At 71.8% G+C, this 19,242-nt stretch carries 18 protein-coding genes and 2 pseudogenes; 12 read left to right on the top strand and 8 right to left on the bottom strand.

Annotation, left to right across the window (positions count from 1 at the left end; genetic code table 11):
• Positions 1-94: 94 nt before the first annotated feature.
• The 5 genes from ABD355_RS02970 to ABD355_RS02950 form a co-directional block, all read right to left on the bottom strand.
• Positions 95-1,669, bottom strand: coding sequence for an oleate hydratase (locus ABD355_RS02970; RefSeq protein ID WP_344398429.1), 1,575 nt, complete (start codon positions 1,667-1,669; stop codon positions 95-97).
• Between the two features lie 183 nt (positions 1,670-1,852).
• Positions 1,853-2,230 carry a hypothetical protein gene (locus ABD355_RS02965; RefSeq protein WP_344398428.1) on the bottom strand — a complete coding sequence of 126 codons (378 nt, stop codon included), beginning with the start codon at positions 2,228-2,230 and terminating at the stop codon, positions 1,853-1,855.
• 31 nt (positions 2,231-2,261) lie between these two features.
• Positions 2,262-3,467 carry a globin domain-containing protein gene (locus ABD355_RS02960; RefSeq protein WP_344398427.1) on the bottom strand — a complete coding sequence of 402 codons (1,206 nt, stop codon included), beginning with the start codon at positions 3,465-3,467 and terminating at the stop codon, positions 2,262-2,264.
• Between the two features lie 583 nt (positions 3,468-4,050).
• Positions 4,051-4,305: a hypothetical protein gene (locus tag ABD355_RS02955; RefSeq protein WP_344398426.1), complete on the bottom strand. Its 255-nt coding sequence runs from the start codon at positions 4,303-4,305 to the stop codon at positions 4,051-4,053.
• Positions 4,306-4,345: 40 nt separating this feature from the next.
• Entirely contained in the window at positions 4,346-4,717 is a 372-nt protein-coding gene (locus ABD355_RS02950; protein ID WP_344398425.1) for a hypothetical protein, read from the bottom strand.
• 239 nt (positions 4,718-4,956) lie between these two features.
• Here ABD355_RS02950 and ABD355_RS02945 point away from each other — a divergent pair.
• The 5 genes and pseudogenes from ABD355_RS02945 to ABD355_RS02925 all read left to right on the top strand — a co-directional run.
• A pseudogene (locus tag ABD355_RS02945) lies at positions 4,957-5,514 on the top strand (amino acid permease); the annotation flags it as partial.
• Between the two features lie 2 nt (positions 5,515-5,516).
• Positions 5,517-6,194, top strand: a pseudogene (locus ABD355_RS02940) (arginine deiminase); the annotation flags it as partial.
• Positions 6,195-6,215: 21 nt separating this feature from the next.
• Complete coding sequence (argF, locus tag ABD355_RS02935; protein ID WP_344398424.1) at positions 6,216-7,217, top strand: ornithine carbamoyltransferase; 1,002 nt, start codon at positions 6,216-6,218, stop codon at positions 7,215-7,217.
• A gap of 3 nt (positions 7,218-7,220) precedes the next feature.
• On the top strand, positions 7,221-8,144 hold the full coding sequence (locus tag ABD355_RS02930) for a carbamate kinase (protein WP_344398423.1): 924 nt from the start codon (positions 7,221-7,223) through the stop codon (positions 8,142-8,144).
• Positions 8,145-8,279: 135 nt separating this feature from the next.
• Positions 8,280-9,194: a universal stress protein gene (locus ABD355_RS02925; RefSeq protein WP_344398422.1), complete on the top strand. Its 915-nt coding sequence runs from the start codon at positions 8,280-8,282 to the stop codon at positions 9,192-9,194.
• 12 nt (positions 9,195-9,206) lie between these two features.
• On the opposite strand, the gene ABD355_RS02920 is transcribed toward ABD355_RS02925, so the two are convergent.
• From ABD355_RS02920 to ABD355_RS02910, 3 genes are all read right to left on the bottom strand, one after another.
• The gene (locus ABD355_RS02920; RefSeq protein ID WP_344398421.1) at positions 9,207-9,587 is read right to left on the bottom strand and encodes a hypothetical protein; all 381 of its coding nucleotides are present in this window, start codon (positions 9,585-9,587) and stop codon (positions 9,207-9,209) included.
• A complete protein-coding gene (locus ABD355_RS02915) occupies positions 9,584-10,258 on the bottom strand; it encodes a DUF4389 domain-containing protein (protein WP_344398420.1) in 675 nt (224 codons plus the stop codon). The genes ABD355_RS02920 and ABD355_RS02915 overlap by 4 nt, the downstream gene beginning before the upstream one ends.
• Positions 10,259-10,393: 135 nt before the next feature.
• Entirely contained in the window at positions 10,394-10,864 is a 471-nt protein-coding gene (locus ABD355_RS02910; RefSeq protein ID WP_344399031.1) for a pyridoxamine 5'-phosphate oxidase family protein, read from the bottom strand.
• Between the two features lie 267 nt (positions 10,865-11,131).
• Between ABD355_RS02910 and ABD355_RS02905 the strand changes: the two genes are divergently transcribed.
• The 7 genes from ABD355_RS02905 to ABD355_RS02875 all read left to right on the top strand — a co-directional run bounded on the left by ABD355_RS02905 (position 11,132) and on the right by ABD355_RS02875 (position 19,223).
• Entirely contained in the window at positions 11,132-11,821 is a 690-nt protein-coding gene (locus tag ABD355_RS02905) for a response regulator (RefSeq protein ID WP_344398419.1), read from the top strand.
• Positions 11,822-11,941: 120 nt separating this feature from the next.
• Entirely contained in the window at positions 11,942-12,970 is a 1,029-nt protein-coding gene (gap, locus tag ABD355_RS02900; protein ID WP_344398418.1) for a type I glyceraldehyde-3-phosphate dehydrogenase, read from the top strand.
• Between the two features lie 113 nt (positions 12,971-13,083).
• Positions 13,084-14,811, top strand: a complete 1,728-nt coding sequence (locus ABD355_RS02895; protein ID WP_344398417.1) for a GAF domain-containing sensor histidine kinase — start codon at positions 13,084-13,086, stop codon at positions 14,809-14,811.
• 139 nt (positions 14,812-14,950) lie between these two features.
• Positions 14,951-16,249 carry a transcriptional regulator gene (locus ABD355_RS02890; RefSeq protein WP_344398416.1) on the top strand — a complete coding sequence of 433 codons (1,299 nt, stop codon included), beginning with the start codon at positions 14,951-14,953 and terminating at the stop codon, positions 16,247-16,249.
• Positions 16,250-16,290: 41 nt separating this feature from the next.
• The gene (locus tag ABD355_RS02885) at positions 16,291-17,814 is read left to right on the top strand and encodes an aldehyde dehydrogenase family protein (RefSeq protein ID WP_425585702.1); all 1,524 of its coding nucleotides are present in this window, start codon (positions 16,291-16,293) and stop codon (positions 17,812-17,814) included.
• 15 nt (positions 17,815-17,829) lie between these two features.
• Entirely contained in the window at positions 17,830-18,198 is a 369-nt protein-coding gene (locus ABD355_RS02880; protein ID WP_344398414.1) for a DUF779 domain-containing protein, read from the top strand.
• Positions 18,199-18,209: 11 nt separating this feature from the next.
• The gene (locus ABD355_RS02875) at positions 18,210-19,223 is read left to right on the top strand and encodes a zinc-dependent alcohol dehydrogenase (RefSeq protein ID WP_344398413.1); all 1,014 of its coding nucleotides are present in this window, start codon (positions 18,210-18,212) and stop codon (positions 19,221-19,223) included.
• Positions 19,224-19,242 lie beyond the last annotated feature (19 nt).

Raw genomic sequence — 19,242 nt, 5'->3', positions numbered from 1 at the left:
ATCCCAGCCGGAGCCGGCCGGCCCGCACGCCGTGTGCGCGGCCGACCTGCTCTGCGGCCGCGCACACGCCTTCCACCGGCCGGGCCGTGCCCGGTCACCCGCGGTGCATGGTCTCCAGAGCCGCGGCCAGGACGCGGGGATCGTGGTGCCCCTTGTAGACCGCGGGAGGCTGCCGGTCGAGGTTCAGCAGCCGCGCCACCGCCGTCCACGCCGTGCGCACCGAGTACTCGACGGTGAAGACGACATCGTCGGGGACCTCCGCGAACTGCCCGATGAAGGCGAGGTTCACCGATCGCTCGGGCACGACATGGGGCCGGTCCTCGCGGCGGCGGACCAGGAACTGGCTGGTGATGTAAGGCATCACGCAGGGCACCACGGTGGAGGTCTCCAGAACCCGGGCTGCCGACGACTCGTCGAAGTGCAGATGGTGCAGCACCTCCTCAAGGATCTCCCGGCCGGAGCACATCGTCATCGGCTTGGGCGTGTGGTTGCCCGCGCGGCCGGGGAACAGACCGTAGCCCCACCACACGGAGACGCCCTCGGGCTGGTCGCGGTAGACCGGCTGGCGGTTGGCGACGATCGTCAGCAGCCAGTTGGAGTCGGTGAAGGTCATCAGCCCGCCCCTGCCGGTCTCACGGCCCGCGAACCCGGCAAGTCGGTCCAGGAAGACGGGGTCCTTGGCGGTGACCGTGAACGACTCCCAGCGGGACTCCTTGACGTGCTTGTCGAAGACCGCCGGGTTGCCGAAGTCCTCGCGCCCCCGGGCGATGCGGTGCCACAGCAGCCACGCCTGCGAGCGGTGGCCGGTCGGGGGCGGCGCCGCGGTGTGCGAGCCGAGGCTGGAGGCGTCGGTCATCGAGCCGTTGGTGACCAGGACCAGGTCCTCGGGAGCCACGGCGATCTTCTCGTCACGGCCGCCCCGGGAGACGTAGAGGGTCTCAACAGTGGTGCCGTCATGCCCCGGTGCGAACCCGAGGTCGGTGACCCGGCTTCCGGTGTGCACAGTGACGCCGTGCTCGCGCAGCCAGGCCGTCACAGGACGCACGATCGAGTCGTACTGGTTGTACCGGGTGCGGTGGATGCCCGACATCGATGCGAACTCCGGGAAGAGATGGATGAACCGCCTCAGGTAGCGGCGGAACTCGATCGCGCTGTGCCAGGGTTGGAAGGCGAACGTGGTGCACCACATGAACCAGAAGTTCGTGGTGAAGAAGTGCTCGCCGAAGCAGTCCGTGATGCGTTTGCCGTCCAGATGGCCCTCGGGGCTCGCCAGGCACCGGACCAGTTCCAGCCGGTCGCGCTCGGAGAACCCCATCGAGGCAGTGTCGACGATCTTTCCGTCTCCGTCGACGAGCCGCGCGACGTCGTCCCAGGCGAACTCCTCGTGCCCCGCCAGTATCTCCTCCGTCACGGACACCGCGGGGTCGTCGAGGGTGGGGATCGCGGACAGCAGGTCGTACGTGCAGCGGAACTCGGCCTCGAACATCCGCCCGCCGCGCATGCTGTAGCCGGCGTCCACGCTGCCGCCCGCGTCCAGACTGCCCCCGACGGTGTGCTGTTCCTCGAAGAGATGGATGTCCGCCCCGTCGAACCCGCCGTCACGGATCAGGAACGTGGCCGCGGCGAGCGCCGCGATCCCGCTGCCCACCAGATACGCCTTCGCCATCACACAACTCCTCGTCCTCGCCCGCCGATTCGGGAACCACGGCGCCCACGTTTTCGTGCCCACGGGGCCTGGTCAGCGGGCCGTTGGTCACCTGTGCGGGCCGGTCGGCCCGCGTCCCGGCGAGGCAGCACATGACAACGGCCCGATCGGTGCACCGCGACCGATCGGGCCGTTCCCACTGGGGCCTTAGGCCGACTGCTGACCGCCGCCGCGCCACGGCGGCGCCTCGGTCCGGTGGCCGTCTTCCCAGGCGTGGGCGGCCTTGTCGGTCTGGCGGCGCAGCCGGTCCTGGAGCAGGTCCACGACCTCCCGGCCGGTGGACTCCTCGGCGAGGACCACCACCTGCCGGCCGCCGACGTGCAGGTCGGCCGTGGCCAGCCAGGGCCGGTCGGCATGGCGGAGGGCCGCCCGCACGATCCGCACCTCGCCGGTGATCGCGGGCAGGCCGGAACGCCCGACGACGGCGGCGATCTTCGTACGGGCGTAGGCGAGGGTCTCCTGGTCAACCGGGCCGTCGAAACGCAGCCGCACCGTAGGCGCAACCTGGGAGTTGTCGCTCGTCATCAGGGATCCTTTCCTGGAAGGTACAGGCGGTTCAGGCCGCGCTGTCGGCCAGCCACAGGTCGGGGCCGAAGACCTCGTACCGGATGCGTCGTGCCGGAACCCCGGCGCCGAGCAGCTGGGCGCGGACGTTGCGCATGAAGGGCAGCGGACCGCACAGGAACACCGTGGCGTCGTCGGGGAGTTCGACGCCGGAGAGGTCCATCAGGCCCTTGCGGGCGTCGGGCTCCTCGGCCCCGGGACGTTCGTACCAGAAGACCGCACGGGCGTGCGGCAGTTGCCCGACGAGCTCGCGGGTCTCGGCGCGCAAGGCGTGGTCGGCGGGGGAGAGGTCGGCGTGCAGGACCAGCACCGGGCGGGTGGAGCCGCCCGCCTCGAGATGGGCCAGGATGCTCGTCATGGGGGTGCAGCCGATGCCCGCCGAGACCAGCACCAGCGGGTCGGTGCCGGCGGCCGGGCCGTCGAGGAAGACGTCCCCGAAGGGTGCGGAGAGGGTCAGTTCGGCTCCCTCACGTACCTGATCGTGCAGCAGGTTGGAGACCTCGCCGTCCGGGTCGCCGGCGACCCGCTTGACGGTGATGCGGCGCAGTTCCCTGCCCGGGTCCGAGGACAGACTGTACTGGCGCAGCTGGTGGACGCCGTCCGGCATGAGCACCCGCACGCTCACGTACTGGCCCGCCCGCGCCCGCGGTGCCGGTCGGCCGTCCGCCGGGCGGAGCAGGAAGGACACCACGTCGGCGGTTTCGGTGCGGCGCTCGACGACCGTCCACCGCCGCCAGGTCCTGCCGGGCTCGACGCCCGCGTCCCGGTAGAGGCGCGCCTCCCGGCCGATCAGGGCTCCGGCCATCAGCCAGTACACCTCGTCCCAGGCGGCCGCCACCTCCGGGGTGACGGCGCCGCCGAGGGTCTCGGCTATGGCACCGAAGAGGTACTTGTGCACGATCGTGTACTGGTCGTCCGTGACTCCGACGGCCGCGTGCTTGTGCGCGATCCGGGCCAGCAGGGCGTCGGGCCGGGCGTCCGGGTCGGCCAGCAGCGCGGTCGCGAACCCGGCTATGGAGCCGGCCAGTGCGCGCCGCTGGTCCCCGCTGGCCTGGTTGCCGCGGTTGAACATTCCGTCGAGCAGTTCCGGCCGGTCCCGGAACATCGCCCCGTAGAAGCGCGTCGTGATCTCGTCGAGCGCTCCGGCCACGGCGGGCAGGGTGGCACGTACCACGGCGGCGGATTCTGCGGACAGCATGGAGCCTCCCGGGCGGGGGAAATGGGGTGCGAAGACCGCCGCGTCGAATGCGCGGCGACCTTCTGTTTAGCAGTCGTCCTGCCGTGTTTCGGTGCCGTTTCGGGCGCTGGGCGGAAGAGGGGCCACATGGCCCCATGGGTTGGGGAACTCCGGCCCCATGGCCCGCCCGGACCGTGGGCCGTACGGCGCCGTGGACCTGTCCCTCGGGCCCTGTCCACCGCCGGGCCGGGGGACGTGCCCACGCGGCTGCGAATCGCGCGGGCACGCGGCCGACGACCCACGTGCGGCCACGACCCCTCGCGGGGCCGTCCCCCTGGCGCGGACGCCGTTTCCGGCAGGGGACGGGGGAACCCCTTCGGATGCCGTGCCCGGCGTCCGCGCCCAACTCAATGATCACGCCGTGGCCACGGGGGGAAGAGAGGCGACCGGGCCTGTCCGAGGGACGTTCGGGTTCTTGCCACGCAGGGGTGGTTCGGTACATGCGGGAGGCCGGAGGCGACTGCTCGCCGGCGAGGAGCAGCGCCAGGTGTCACGGCGCGCGTGGGGAAAGAGCGCTCGCCCGGTGTCGTACCACAGACCGGCCTCAGCCGCGGCGCCCCGCCCGGGGCCGTCGCCCGTCCGCGAGGGACCGCATCCGCTCCCGGTACGCGGCCGCGTCGATCCGGCCGCGCAGCCTCTGCTCCACCAGCTGCCGCTCGGCCGCCTCGAGCGCCGCGCGACCGTGCCGTGGCCGGGGCCATATCGGACGACGGGCTCCGGGCGACGCCAGCAGACGTCCCGTGTCGTACAACGCGCCCGCGAGAATCAGGAGTTGGAGCACAGCGGCTGCGGTGATCATGGCATCGCTCCGAGTGGACGGTTCCCGCCGGGACGGGCGGTCACCGCCAGCATTGCCCGCGCAGCCCGGCGGGGAGAGGGGCCGTCCGGGCACCCCAGGGGCCGTGCGGCCGCGGCGGCCGGAGAGCGGCGCGTGCCAGGCGTTCAGCAGGCGGATCCGCGGGCAACTCGACGCACTCGGCGGTGCGGACGACATACCTGAGCACGGTGCCCAACAACCACGGCATGCCGCGGATGCCCTCCTCGACCGGGACGATCCTCGGGGGGCCCAGTTCGGGCCGCTCGCCGCGCAGCCGCATCCGGCACCGTCCGGCGGCCCGGATGTTCTTCGACCCGTCGGACTTCTGCCGGAAGTCGATGCCGATCACGACCGTGGTGTCCGCGCGGAAGGCTCGCAGCGGCGTGTGGCGCACCGTGCCGCCCGCCGCGCCTGCCCCGACAGGGGCCGAGTGGGGATCCGGCCAGGGGACCAACGGGTCGGCGCGGGGACCAGTGGCCGCTGACCACGCTCCCGGCCGCGCAGAAGGATCGGTCACGGAGAGACCGAACCGCAGCCACCCGCACAAGGAGCCCGACCATGCCCACCACCAGACGGAGCGGGGCAGGGCCCGCTCCCCGCGCGGCACTCGGACTGCCCGCCGCGTCCGCCCTCGTGATCGGCAGCATCATCGGCACCGGAGTCTTCGCGCTCCCCTCGGCCCTCGCCCCGTACTGGCCGATCTCGCTGGTGGCGTTCGTCGCCGTCACCCTCGGCGCACTCGCACTCGCGGTGACCTTCGGGGCGCTGTCGAAGCGGGTGCCGGCGAGCGGCGGCGGACCGTACGTCTACGCGCGTGAGGCCTTCGGCGAGTTCGCCGGGTTCCTCAACGCCTGGTCGTACTGGATCACGGCGTGGGCCGGGAACGCCGCCATCGTGGTGGCCTGGGTCGGCTATGTCGAGGTGTTCGTCAACACCGGCCACAGGACCGGGATTTCGGTACTCATCGCCCTGGTCGGGCTGTGGATGCCCGCCGCGGTCAACCTCGGCGGGGTGCGGAACATGGGCGGCTTCCAGGTGATCACCACCGTGCTGAAGTTCGTCCCGCTGGTGTTCATGGCCACCGTCGGCCTGCTGTTCATCGACCCGGACAACTTCGGCTCCTTCAACGCGAGCCGCCAGTCCGCCCCCGGCGCGATCTCCGCCGCCGCGGCCATCGCCCTGTTCAGCTACCGCGCGAGAGCCTGCACGCCGAGGCCATCTACCGGTTCCATCCGATGTTCGCCGCCGTCGCGCCCGTACCGATCCTCGACGGACCGGTCGGAACGCTCGAAGGCGGCGACGTCCACGTCCTCGGCAACGGCGCCGTGCTGGTCGGCATGGGAGAGCGGACCACCGCCCAGGCCGTGGAGGACCTGGCCGCACGGCTCTTCGCCGGCGGCACGGCGAACCGGCTGATCGCGGTCCAACTCCCCGCCAGCCGCGCCTATATGCACCTCGACACCGTGCTGACGATGGTCGACCGCGACGCGTTCGTCATCTACCCGGGCCTCGCGGACTCCCTGCGCTCCTGGACGCTGCGGCCCAGCAGCGCCCACGAGGCAGGCTTCGACGTGGCACCGAACTCCGACCTGGCGAGCGCCCTGGCCGAGGCCCTCGACCTGGACAAGGTGCGGATGCTCTCCGCGCCGCAGGACGTCCGCAACGCCGAACGCGAGCAGTGGGACGACGGCAGCAACTTCCTCGCCCTGGCCCCCGGAGTGGTCGTCGGCTACGAGCGCAACGTCACCACCGACACCTATCTGCGCAGGCAGGGCATCGAGATCGTCACCGTCGCCGGCGCCGAACTCGGCCGCGGCCGGGGCGGACCCCGCTGCATGAGCTGCCCCGTCGAACGCGACCCGGTCGCCTGAGCGCACCCACAAGGACCCGACATGACCATCGACCTCCGAGGCCGCTCCTACCTCAGCGAACTCGACTTCACCGCACGCGAGATCCAGCTCTTCCTCGACCTCGCCGCCGACCTCAAGACGGCCCGCCGCGCCGGCACCGAACGGCCCCGGCTGACCGGAAAGCACCTCGCGCTGATCTTCGAGAAGACCTCCACCCGCACCCGCTGCGCCTTCGAGGTCGCCGCGGCCGACCAGGGCGCCGCCACCACCTACCTGGGCCCCGGCGACACCCACGTCGGCACCAAGGAGTCCATCGCGGACACCGCCCGTGTCCTCGGCCGGATGTTCGACGGCATCGAGTACCGAGGCTGCGCGCAGTCCCTCGTCACGGAACTCGCCGCCCACTCCGGCGTCCCCGTCTACAACGGCCTGACCGACAGCGCGCACCCCACCCAGAGCCTGTGCGACGTCTTCACCATGCGCGAGCACAGCCCCAAGCCGCTGCCCGACATCAGTTACTGCTACCTCGGCGACGCCCGCAACAACATGGGCAACTCCTTGCTGTCGATGGGCGCCCTGCTGGGCATGGACGTACGGATCGCCGCTCCCCGCGCCCTGTGGCCCGACGCGGAGTTGGTCGCCGAATGCCGCAGGCGCGCCGAGGTCAGCGGAGCGCGCATCACGCTCACGGAGGACATCGAGGCCGCCGTACGCGGCGCCGACTTCCTGCACACCGACGTCTGGGTCTCCATGGGAGAGCCCGCCGCGGCCTGGCGTGAGCGCATCGAGCTGCTGCTGCCCTACCAGGTCACCGAGAAGACCCTGGGCGCGACCGGCAATCCGGACGTGAAGTTCATGCACTGCCTGCCGTCCCTGCACGACGACCGGACCGCGCTCGGCCGCTCCCTGCTGGACCTCTACGGCCTGAGCGCGCTCGAAGTCACCGACGACGTCTTCTCCTCGCCCGCCTCCCTCGTCTTCGAGCAGGCCGAGAACCGGCTGCACACCATCAAGGCCGTCCTCGTGGCCACCCTGGAGGACTGAACCATGCGCATCGTCATCGCCCTCGGCGGCAACGCCCTGCTGCGCCGCGGCGAACGACCGGACGCGGACGTCCAGTTGGCGAACATCGACCGGGTCGCCACCGTGATCGCCGCACTCGCCTACGACCACGAGGTGGTCCTCACCCACGGCAACGGCCCGCAGATCGGACTGCTCGCTCTGGAGAGCGCCTCCGATCCCGCCCTGAGCGCCCCCTACCCGCTCGACCTGCTCGGCGCCCAGACCCAGGGCATGATCGGCTCCCTGCTGGTGCGTTCCCTGCACGACACGCTGCCCGGGCACCCGATCGCCGCGCTCGTCACCCACACGCTCGTACGGGCCGACGATCCCGCGTTCCGGCAGCCGACGAAATACGTCGGGCAGGTCTACCCCCTGGAGGTGGCCCGGTCGCTCGCCCGGAAGCGCGGCTGGCACATCGCCCAGGACACCACCGGGTGGCGGCGTGTCGTCGCCTCCCCGGCACCCGAGCGCATCGTGGAGACCAACACCATCCACCAACTCCTCAGCGGCGGCACGCTGGTGATCTGCGCCGGCGGCGGAGGTGTCCCCGTCACCGCCGACCGGGACACCGGCGCCCTCAGCGGCGTCGAGGCCGTCGTCGACAAGGACCTGACGGCCGCCCTGCTCGCCGAGGACCTCAAGGCCGACTTCCTGCTCATCCTCACCGACGTGCCAAATGTGTACGCCGACTTCGGCACGCCGAAGCAGCGGCCCGTGCTCGACGCCACGCCCGCCGAGCTGCGCCGGGCCGGATTCCCCGCCGGTTCGATGGGGCCCAAGGCCGAGGCGGCCGCCCGGTTCGTCGAACGCACCGGGGGCCTGGCCGCGATCGGCGCCCTGGACGCGGCCTACGAGATCGTGCACGGCCGCTCCGGCACGCTGGTGCGGCCGGCCCTGCCCGCAGCCTGAGAACCCTCAGCCCTGAGCGGGTGTCAGGCACCCGCGGTGTGTGGGCCGACCGGCCCCCGGAAGGGACTTGAGGCCCCTGCTGCCTCACCCGCGCGGCCCGGAAACTGGCAGCGCAACCCCGAAGGAGGTCCGCACATGCCCATCATCACCGTCGGCCTCGACGGCTCACCGCAGAGTCTCGCCGCCGCCGACTGGGCCGCCCGCGAGGCAGTACAGCGCGGGGCAGCGCTGTGCCTGCTGCACGCCTGGGAACCGCAGTTCCAGCTGATCCCGGCCCTCGCCGGAGTTCCCGCCCCGGGCGCGATCGACGCGCAGCATGCGTGGGCCAGGACCCTGCTGCACGATGCGCAGTCCCGGCTCGCACACCGCCACCCCGGTCTGGACATCGGCGTACGGCAGAGTGGGGGTCAGCCGGTCGCGGCCCTCCTGGCCGCCGCGGAGGAGGCCGACCTGCTGGTCCTCGGATCCCGGGGTCTCGGCACGGTCGCCGGGTTCCTGGTCGGCTCCGTCTCCCTGGCCGTGGTGGCCCGTGCCGCGCGGCCCGTCGTTCTCGTCCGGGCCGGCGAGCGCGCCCAGGACGAGCATCTGCAGGACGCCTCGGGCGGCGCGTCCACCGCCACCCCGTATCGGGATGTACTGCTCGGGCTGGACCTGGACGACCCCGGCGACGTGCTCATCGGCTTCGCGTTCGACGCGGCCCTGCGCCGTGCAAGCGGCCTGCAGATCATCCACGGCTGGAGCCTGCCGACCTCCTACGGCTACGGCACCGTCATGGACGTCGGACTGAACGAGGAACTGGCCGAGCAGGTGCGGCACGCGCTGACCGACACCCTGCGGCCGTGGCGGGACAAGTTCCCCGGCGTCGAGGTGCACGCACAGGCCGTGATCGGCAGCGCCGGCCGTCATCTCGTGCACGCCTCACGCGATGCGGGCCTGGTCGTCGTGGGCCGCAGTGAACGCCACACCTCGATCGGCGGTCACATCGGTCCCGTGGCCCACGCGGTGCTGCAGCATGCCGCCGCGCCGGTCGCGGTGGTGCCGCACGACTGATCTCCCAGGTCCTCAGTAGACGGAGGCTGGCCATGAACAGGCCACAGCGGTGATCACGCCCACGTCCAGCAGCACACCGACGCTCAGCCACGGGTCGAACCAGACCGCCTTGAGCACCAGCCCGCTCGACGCGGCGACCAGGGCGGCCGTGGGCCACCAGCCGGCGCCCGCCAGCACTGCGGCGCCGGCGACGGCGTACACCACCGCCGTGTACCAGGCCAGCACGAGCGCCGCGGCCCAGGCCGGTGCCGGGCGAACGCCTGCGGCCGCCAGCACCCACGAGTGCCCGGGGGTGAACGGGGCCGTCGTGCCGGGCTGTTGCGGCGCCGTCCACACGCCGGGGTGCAACAGCCCGTGCACGATCAGGAACGCCCCCACCAGCAGGGTGGTCACGACAGGTCCTCGGAGGCGAAGGGTTCGTGGGGTTCGGTGCCGCCCATGTCGAGCCGGAAGGGCGGGTAGGTGTCCGTCATCAGGGCGGTGTAGGCGGCCACCCGCAGCACCCACCGGTTGAGCCCGAGGATCAGGTCGAACAGGGCCCGCGGGTACTTCTCGGTGAAGGCCAGGGTGACGGCGGCGATCACTGCCAGCACGGCGACCAGTCCGCCGTCCCACCAGCCGACGTGCCAGCCGCCCAGGAAGAACCCGATGACGACGTAGTGCGGGATGGCCAGCAGCCACCACTTCACCAGCACCAGTCCCCGGGAGAGGCGCTCGGGGTAGGCGATGTCCAGCCGCGCGGGGTAGTCGGGCTCCTCGCCCAGGCTGAACGGCGGGTACCGGTCGGTGCCCAGGGCACCGTACGAGTAGTACGCCACCCGCCAACTCCAGCGCAGCACCCCCACGTTGAAGTCGAACAGAGACCGTGGATAGCGCTCGGTGAACAGGATGCTGAAGAACGCGAGCACGCTCACCACGGTGAAGGCGATCCAGAGGAAGAACAGCACCACGTAGTGCGGAATCACCAGGATCCACTTCACCAGCCACAGCCACCGGGACAGCGGTGCGTCGAGCACCGCGTTCACCCGCACAGGACGGTCAGGTGTTCCCGCCAGGGTCGTCATGGCGATCAGCTCCTTCGGCCCGTGACGCCGCCGCGGCGACCTGGGCCCAACTCCAGCGTGGGCGCCGAAGCCCGGCCCGGGCGAGGGCCGTTGGGGTCGTTGCGGGGGCCGTCGGTCCCGGTCACGGGGCCGGCCTCAGCCGCCGTCCGGGCGGCCGGCCCAGGTGTCCGTGAGACGGATGCCGGTGACCAGGTCGGGCCGGATGCGGACCGCGTAGTCCATGGTCTGCTGCACCCAGGGACGCAGCAGGCGTCGATAGCGGGCCAGCTCCTCCGGATCGGTCACCAGCTGGGCGTAGCCGGTGGCGACCACGCTCCAGCCGAGATGCGTGGCCGGGTCGATGGTGTCGGCCTCGTAGGCCACGACCACGCCCGACGGGGCGGACTCGCGCGCTCGGGAGGTCAGGGCCGCGCCCTCATGGGTGCGGATGACGATGTCACCGTGATCCAGGATGTGGTTGACCGGGCGGACGGTCGGCAGTGCGTGCCGCGTGAAGACGATCCTGCCCACGGACACGCTGCCCAGCAGCCGCAGCGCTTCATCGCTGTCCAGCTCGATGCTCAGGCGCGGCCCGAAGGGGACCGGCTGGGTGTTGTCGAGGCGCATGGCGTTCCGTAGGGGTCGGCGACTCATTGCTGACCATCCATGGAACCGTCCTGCCGCACCAGGGGTAAGGGCCGTTCGGCCCTCTTCCGTCTCTGGTCGGCCCGGAGGTCTCGCGGGCGGTCTGACGGTGGGCCGAACGGGTACCGGCGTAGGGAGACCGGCGCAGGATCGGGGCCGACCGGCCCTGGTCCTGCGGGCGGCCAGGGGCGAACATCTCGGAAACCGGCGCAGGCAACCCGGCGCGGAGCGCACGACAAGGAGCATTCGATGGCGGACGGCGAGCGGCCGGGCCCCGACGGCCCGATCCGGGTCTTCCTGCTGGACGACCACGAAGTGGTACGCCGCGGGGTGCGCGACCTCCTCGACGACGAGCCGGACATCACCGTGGTCGGTGAGGGCTCCACAGTCGAGCAGGCCCTGGTCCGTGTTCCGGCGCTGCGCCCGCAGGTCGCGGTGCTGGACGTGCGGCTGCCCGACGGCGACGGCGTGACGGTCTGCCGGGAGCTGCGCTCACGCCTGCCCGAGCTGGCCTGCCTCATGCTGACCTCGTTCGACGACGAGGAGGCCCTGCTCGACTCGATCATGGCGGGCGCGTCCGGATACGTCCTCAAGCAGATCCAGGGCTCCGACCTGGTGTCCGCCGTGCGCACGGTGGCTGCGGGCCAGTCGCTGCTCGATCCGAGCGCCACCACCAGGCTGATGGCCCGTCTGCGCGGCGGGCAGCAGGAGGAGGAGCCCGACCCGCTGCCGGGCCTCACCGACCGGGAGCGGGAGATCCTGTCCCTCATCGGCGAAGGGCTGACCAACCGGCAGATCGGCGGGCGGCTGTTCCTCGCCGAGAAGACCGTGAAGAACCACATCTCCCGCCTGCTGGCCAAGCTCGGCGTGGAACGGCGCATCCAGGCCGCCGTCATCGCCACCCAGGCCGAGGACCGACTCCGGCAGCAGGGCCACTGACACCCAGGGCCGAACGTCCTCCGCTCGCCCCCGTCCGGCCCAAGCCCCGCCCGGCCCGCCGTCAGCAGGCTGGCGGCAGACCCCGGACACAGCCGGGCGACGATCGGGAGGGCGACGGACATGAGCGTACGCGTGGGCATCAACGGCTTCGGCCGCATCGGACGCAACTATCTGCGCTGTGTGCTGGAGCGGGCCGAGGGCGGCACCGGCACACCCGTCGAGGTCGTGGCGGTCAACGACATCACCTCACCGGCGGCGCTGGCCCATCTGCTGGAGTACGACTCCACGTACGGCCGGCTGCACCGCACCGTCGAGCACGACGACAGCTCCCTGACGGTCGACGGCCACCGCATCGCCGTGACCGCCGAACGCGACCCGGCCGCCCTCGCCTGGGGCGAGCATCGCGTGGACGTGGTCATCGAGTCCACCGGCCGCTTCCGCACCCGCGAGCAGGCCGGGGCGCACCTGAGGGCGGGCGCCCGCAAGGTGCTGCTGTCCGTGCCGGGCAAGGGCGTCGACGCCACCCTCGTGATGGGCGTCAACGAAGGCACCTACGACCCCGACATCGACCACGTCGTCTCCAACGCCTCCTGCACCACCAACTGCGTGGCCCCCATGGTGAAGGTGCTCGACGAGCACTTCGGCATCGTCAAGGGCCTGATGACCACCATCCACGGCTACACCAACGACCAGGTGGTCCTGGACGGCCCGCACAAGGACCTGCGCCGCGGCCGCAGCGCCGCCGTCAACATCATCCCCACCAGCACCGGGGCCGCACGGGCCGTCGGCCTCGTCCTGCCGGAGCTGGCCGGCACCCTCGACGGCATCGCCGTACGCGTCCCCGTGGAGGACGGCTCGCTGACCGACCTGAGCGTGCTGCTCGAACGACCGGTGACCGCGGACGAGATCAACGCCGCATACCGGGAGGCCGCGGACGGTCCGCTGAAGGGCGTCCTACGGGTCTGCGACGCGCCGATCGTCTCCCGCGACGTCGTCGGCGACCCCGCCTCGTGCGTCCTGGACGCCCCGCTGACCCAGGCCAACGGTGAGCTGGTCAAGGTCTTCGGCTGGTACGACAACGAGTGGGGCTACACCAACCGGCTCCTCGACCTGACCGAGTACGTCGCCGCCCGCCTGCCGCGCCCCTGACCGGCGACGGGGCCCGGCCAACCTGGCCCGTGCCGTACCGCCTCCTGCCCTGGACCGTTACCGTGGCACATGACCGGTAGGCCGCTGTGGCAACCGGAGCTGGAGGATCTGCCGTGGGAAGCCCTGAGGAGTCCCAGGCGCCGCGCGTACGGCTGCCGCAGCTGAGGCTGGACGAGCTCCTGGGGGAGCTGCAGGCCCGCCTGGACGCGGCCCGCGGAACCCGCGACCGGGTGCACAGCCTCCTGGAGGCCGTGCTCTCGGTGGGCCGGGAGCTCGACCTGGAGCAGGCGCTGCGCAGCATCGTGGAGGCCGCGGCGACGCTGGTCGACGCGGAGTACGCCGCCCTCGGCGTGATCGGACCCGACGGCAAGCGCCTGTCGGCCTTCCACACGATCGGGGTCACGGAGGAGCAGATCGCCAGGATCGGCCCGTTCCCCGAGGGCCACGGCATCCTCGGGGAGCTCATCCGCCACCCCGAACCCCTGCGGCTGGCCAAGATCTCCCAGCATCCCGAGTCCTACGGCTTCCCGGCCCACCACCCGCCGATGAACACCTTCGTCGGGGTTCCCATCCGGGTGCGCGACCAGGTGTTCGGCAACCTGTACCTGACCGAGAAGCGCGGGGGCGTGCAGTTCGACGAGGAGGACGAGTCGGTCCTGGCGACGCTGGCCGTGGCGGCCGGTGTCGCCATCGACAACGCCCGGCTGTACGAGGAGTCCCGGCTGCGCGAGCGCTGGCTGCAGGCCAACGCGGAGATCACCCACGATCTGATGTCCGGCCGTGCGCGCACGGACGTCCTGCGCCTCATCGCCGAGCGGGCCGGGGAGATCACCGGATCGGCCCTGGCGGCGGTCGCACTGCCCATGGAGGACACCGCCTCGCTCGCCGTGGAGATCGCGGTCGGGATGGACGCCGAGGCGCATCGAGGTCTTGTGCTGCCCATGGACCGCAGCCTGATGGGGCTGGCCTTCTCCGAGGCAGCCCCGGTGACCAGTGAGGATGCCGCGCACGACGCACGGATCTCGCGGGAGCCCGTGCGCTTCGAGGGGCTGGGACCCGCCGTGGCCGTGCCCATCGGCACGGGCGAGCCCGGGCCGCGGGGTGTGGTGCTGCTGGCGCGCAAGGCCGGCCAGCCGATGTTCACGGACATGGAGACCATGCCCCTGCAGGCCTTCGCCGCGCAGGCCGCCATCGCGATGGAACTGGCCGAACGCCGCCAGGACGCCGAGCAGATCGCGGTGCTCAAGGACCGTGACCGGATCGCCCGCGACCTGCACGACCTGGCGATCCAGCGGCTGTTCGCCACCGGCATGACCCTGCAGAGCGCCGGCCGCTTCATCGACCACCAGGAGGCCGCCGAACGCGTGGTGCGGGCGGTCGACGACCTGGACGAGACCATCAAGATCATCAGGTCGACCATCTTTGGCCTGCGGGCCCGTGAGGGTGGTGCGGGAACCGGGCTGCGGGCACGTGTGGTGCGCGTCGTCGGCGAGGCTGCGCCGGTACTGGGCTTCGCGCCCAGCGTGCGGATGGAAGGCCTGCTGGACACCGACGTGCCGCAGGAGATCGCCGCGCATGTCGAGCCAGTCCTCTCCGAGGCCCTGACCAACATCGCCCGGCACGCCGGCGCCGACCGTACCGACGTCGTCCTGGAGACCGACGGCCGCGAGGTACGGCTGACGGTCACGGACAACGGCGTGGGCATCCCGCCCGGCGGCCGCCGCAGTGGTCTGCGCAACATGGCCGAGCGGGCCGAGCAGCTGGGCGGAGCGCTGGACCTCGACACCGGGCCCGCGAGCGGCACCGTACTGGCCTGGCACGTCCCGCTGCCCCGGGAGTAGCGGCCCGCACCTCCTCGTGCCACTCCTGACATGAGCCCACCAGGCCCTGCCGCAGGGGCCCTTCGGCCTCTGCACCCCTGCCCGCCGCGCGGGTGAGGCTGGTGGGGCCGGACCGGGAGGACGGCACACAGGAGGTGACATGAACGCTTCCGCCGCGGCCTCGGCCCCAGCGCTGCGCGCCGCACACGAGCGATTCGTGACTGCGCCCCAGGCCCCGCCGGGCGTGCGCAGCTTGGTGGCCGAGTCATGGCGGCGCTGCGCCGCCACCGACGTACGAGCCGACGGCGGCCTGCTGCCGTCCCTGCGCAGCACATCCGAGGAACTGGCCGTCTACCGCCGCACCCACCCGCTGGCCGGGGTGCTGCCCCTGTTCCGGGAGCTGCTGGGGGCCGGGGCCGCGGACGACGGGCACATCTTTGCCGTCGGGGACGCGGACGGGACCCTGCTGTGGGTCGAGGGGGACCGCGCGACCATCGACCGTGCCGAGGCCATGCACTTCGCCGAGGGCGCCCTGTGGTCCGAGCCGCAGGCGGGAACGAACGCCCCGGGCACCGCACTGGAGTTGGCGCGGCCCGTCCAGATCGTCACCGGCGAACACTACAGCGCCGTCGCGCACGCCTGGTCGTGCGCCGCAGCTCCCGTGCGCGACCCCGCCACCGGCCGCGTCCTCGGCGTCGTCGACCTCACCGGCGGCGCCAGTATCGCCACCCCGCCCGCGTTCGCCGCGGTGCGTGCGGCCGCGCTGGCGGCACAGGCGGAGCTCGCGCACCGGCCGTCGGCGCTGCTCGGCACCGATGCATGGGCGCCCGCGGCACGCCTGAGAGCTCTCGGACGGGACAGCGCCGTACTCGAGACCGACGGACGTGTGCTCCAGCTCAGCCGACGGCACAGCGAGATCGTCGTCGCGCTCGCCCTGGCGGGTCACGGCGTGAGCGGGGAACGGCTCGCCGTCGACCTGTCCGAGCGCGAGGTGCCCGCCTCCACGCTGCGCGCCGAGATGACCCGGCTGCGCGCGGTCCTCGGCCCCGACCTGCTCGGCTCACGCCCGTACGCGCTCCTGTGCACCGCTCACACCGACTTCGGGGACGTCGCCGACCTGCTTGCTGCGGGACGGGTGGCCGAGGCGCTGGCCCGCTACACCGGTCCGCTCCTGCCGTGTTCCGATGCGCCCGTCGTGGTGGAGCAACGGCGGTGCCTGGAACAGCAGTTGCGTGGCGCCGTGCTGGCCGCCGGCGACACGGCGCTGCTGCGCCGCTGGGTGGGCGCCGAGTGGGGAGCCGCCGACGCCTCCGCATGGCTGACCCTCGCCCACCGGCTGCCGGGCGGCTCGGCGCAGCGGGCGGCCGCCGCCGCCCGCGCCCGCGCACTGGACTCCCGTCCGGCCGTCCCGCCGCAGGCCGCGCCGCATGCAGCGTGGTTGCAGCGTTCCCGCGCCTAGCGTTCGAGCATGACCCGATCGTCGTGTCCGGAAAGGGGACGATCATGAAGTACGAGCCTCCCGGCAGGCCCGGCAGTCCCGTGGACGTCGCGCCCCGGTACGAGAACTTCATCGGCGGCAAGTGGCAGGAGCCCAGCACCGGCCAGTACTCCGTCAACCTGTGCCCCGCGACCGCGAAGCCGGTCTGCGAGGTCCCGAAGTCGGGCGCCGAGGACATCGAACTCGCCCTGGACGCCGCCCACGCCGCCAAGGACGCCTGGGGGGAGGCCTCCACGGCCCGGCGCGCGGCCGTCCTGAACAAGGTGGCCGACGCCATCGACGCCCACCGCGAGGAACTCGCCGTCGCCGAGAGCTGGGACAACGGCAAGCCGGTCCGCGAGACCCTGGCCGCCGACATCCCCCTCGCCGCCGACCACTTCCGCTACTTCGCGTCCGCCGTCCGGGCCGAGGAGAGCGAGATCACCGAGATCGACAAGGACCTGATCGCCTACCACTTCCACGAGCCGCTGGGTGTGGTCGGCCAGATCATCCCCTTCAACTTTCCGCTGCTGATGGCCGCGTGGAAGCTGGCGCCGGCGCTCGCCGCGGGCAACACCTCGGTTCTCAAGCCCGCCTCGCCGACCCCGTGGTCGATCCTGAAGCTGATGGAGGTCGTCGGCGACATCCTGCCGCCCGGAGCGGTCAACGTCGTGAACGGGCCCGGCGCCGAGATCGGCAAGGCGCTCGCCACCAACAAGCGCATCGCCAAGGTCGCCTTCACCGGCGAGACCACCACGGGCCGGCTGATCATGCAGTACGCGTCCCAGAACATCATCCCGGTCACCCTGGAGCTGGGCGGCAAGTCGCCGAACATCTTCTTCGCCGACGTGGCCGCGAAGGACGACGACTTCCTGAACAAGGCCGTCGAGGGACTCGTCCTGTACGCGTTCAACAAGGGCGAGGTCTGCACCTGCCCCTCCCGCGCACTCATCCAGGAGGACATCTACGAGGAGTTCATGGGCCGCTGCCTGGAGCGCATCCGCGCCATCCGACAGGGCGACCCCCTCGACACCGCGACCATGATCGGCCCCCAGGTGTCGAAGCAGCAGATCGAGAAGATCGCCTCGTACGTCGAGATCGGCCTGAAGGAGGGCGCCGAACTGCTGGCCGGCGGCCACCGGCCCACCCTCGGCGGCGAGTTCACGGACGGCTACTTCTACGAGCCGACCGTCCTCAAGGGCCACAACAAGATGCGGGTCTTCCAGGAGGAGATCTTCGGACCCGTCCTCGCCGTCACCACCTTCAAGGACGAGGCCGAGGCACTGGAGATCGCCAACGACACGCTCTACGGCCTCGGCGCCGGCGTGTGGAGCCGCGACGGCGCCCTCGCCTACCGCATGGGCCGCGCGATCAAGGCGGGCCGGGTCTGGACGAACTGCTACCACCAGTACCCGGCGGGCGCGGCGTTCGGCGGCTACAAGGTCTCCGGCATCGGCCGCGAGACCCACAAGATGATGCTCGAACACTACAGCCAGACCAAGAACCTCCTGGTCAGCTACGGCATCAAGCCGCTCGGGCTGTTCTAGGAGGAGGGCGCCGACATGTCCGAGAAGGCCGAGTACTCCGCCGTCGGGCGCGTCACCGCCACGCGGTCGGCGCGCAGGGCCATCGCGGCCCTGTGCGCCGCCCACGGCGGGCCGGTGATGTTCGTCCAGTCGGGCGGCTGCTGTGACGGAAGCGACCCGATGTGCTTCCCCGGCGGCGAATTCGCCCTGGGAGACGGGGACATGCTCGTCGGCGTCGTGGACGGCTGCACCTTCCACATGGACGCCGAACAGTACGAGGCGTTCGGCCGGCCCTTCTACCTCCTGGACGTCACAGAAGGCACACCGGGCGGATTCTCCCTCGCAGCCGGGGACGGGCTACACTTCGTGACCCGGGTCAAGGCACCCGGACACAGGACGAGTTGAGGAGCAGATCGATGAAGGCAGCAGTGGTCACCGACTTCGGGAAGCCCCTGGAGATCCAGGACCTGCCCGTCCCCGAGCCCGGCCCCGGCCAGGTGCTCGTCAAGATGGAGGCCTCCGGCCTCTGCCACACCGACATCCACGCCGCCCACGGCGACTGGCCGGTCAAGCCGAACCCGCCGTTCGTTCCCGGCCACGAGGGCATCGGCACCGTACAGGCCGTCGGCGCCGGCGCCCCGGCCGATCTGGCCGGCAAGCGGGTCGCCATACCGTGGCTCGGCTCGTCCTGCGGCACCTGCCGCTACTGCGTCTCGGGCTGGGAGACCCTGTGCGAGAGCCAGGTCAACTCCGGCTACTCCGTGGACGGTTGCTACGCCGAGTACGCCCTCGCGAACGCGGGCGCGGTCGTCCGGGTGCCCGAGGGCGTCAGCTCGTTCGACGCGGCACCGCTGACCTGTGCGGGCGTCACCACGTACAAGGCGATCAAGGTCGCGAAGGTGGTCCCGGCCGAACGGGTCGCCGTCTTCGGCATCGGCGGTCTCGGGCACTTGGCGCTCCAGTACGCGCGCCTCGTCGGCGGCCTGGTCACCGCCGTCGACGTGGAACCCGAGAAGCTGGGCCTGGCCCACCGGCTCGGCGCGGACCAGACCGTCAACGCCCGCACGCACGACCCGGTCGAGGAGATCAAGAAGGCCGGCGGAGCGGACGTCGCCGTCGTACTCGCCGCCGCCCCCAAGGCGTTCGAGCAGGCCTACAGGTCCCTCAACCGGGGCGGACGCCTGGTCATGGTCGGTCTGCCCGCCGACAACGCCGCGATCGACGTGCCGATCTTCGAGACCGTCCTCGGCGGCATCTCCGTCATCGGCTCCATCGTCGGCACCCGCCAGGACCTCGCCGAGGTGTTCGCGCTGCACGCGGCCGGACGCACCCGGGTCATCGCCGAAACGCGCCGCCTGGAAGAGGTCAACGACTCCTTCGACGAGGTCCTCGGCGGACGGGCCGAAGCCCGGCTCGTCTTCGAATTCTGAGGCCCGCGACCAGCGGACC

The organism is Streptomyces longisporus (assembly GCF_039532765.1).
In the GTDB taxonomy this organism is placed as follows: domain Bacteria; phylum Actinomycetota; class Actinomycetes; order Streptomycetales; family Streptomycetaceae; genus Streptomyces; species Streptomyces longisporus.
Note: the sequence above shows the minus strand (reverse complement) of the source record. Positions and strands in the feature narration are given on the sequence as shown.

Bases quoted from the DNA above. Each gene is read 5' to 3' on its own strand.
- ABD355_RS02910 (WP_344399031.1), bottom strand. From the start codon at position 10,864: ATGCGCCTCGACAACACCCAGCCGGTCCCCTTCGGGCCGCGCCTGAGC.
- gap (WP_344398418.1), top strand. From the start codon at position 11,942: ATGAGCGTACGCGTGGGCATCAACGGCTTCGGCCGCATCGGACGCAAC.
- ABD355_RS02965 (WP_344398428.1), bottom strand. From the start codon at position 2,230: ATGACGAGCGACAACTCCCAGGTTGCGCCTACGGTGCGGCTGCGTTTC.
- ABD355_RS02875 (WP_344398413.1), top strand. From the start codon at position 18,210: ATGAAGGCAGCAGTGGTCACCGACTTCGGGAAGCCCCTGGAGATCCAG.
- ABD355_RS02955 (WP_344398426.1), bottom strand. From the start codon at position 4,305: ATGATCACCGCAGCCGCTGTGCTCCAACTCCTGATTCTCGCGGGCGCG.
- ABD355_RS02890 (WP_344398416.1), top strand. From the start codon at position 14,951: ATGAACGCTTCCGCCGCGGCCTCGGCCCCAGCGCTGCGCGCCGCACAC.
- ABD355_RS02905 (WP_344398419.1), top strand. From the start codon at position 11,132: ATGGCGGACGGCGAGCGGCCGGGCCCCGACGGCCCGATCCGGGTCTTC.
- ABD355_RS02880 (WP_344398414.1), top strand. From the start codon at position 17,830: ATGTCCGAGAAGGCCGAGTACTCCGCCGTCGGGCGCGTCACCGCCACG.
- ABD355_RS02930 (WP_344398423.1), top strand. From the start codon at position 7,221: ATGCGCATCGTCATCGCCCTCGGCGGCAACGCCCTGCTGCGCCGCGGC.
- ABD355_RS02925 (WP_344398422.1), top strand. From the start codon at position 8,280: ATGCCCATCATCACCGTCGGCCTCGACGGCTCACCGCAGAGTCTCGCC.
- ABD355_RS02960 (WP_344398427.1), bottom strand. From the start codon at position 3,467: ATGCTGTCCGCAGAATCCGCCGCCGTGGTACGTGCCACCCTGCCCGCC.
- argF (WP_344398424.1), top strand. From the start codon at position 6,216: ATGACCATCGACCTCCGAGGCCGCTCCTACCTCAGCGAACTCGACTTC.
- ABD355_RS02915 (WP_344398420.1), bottom strand. From the start codon at position 10,258: ATGACGACCCTGGCGGGAACACCTGACCGTCCTGTGCGGGTGAACGCG.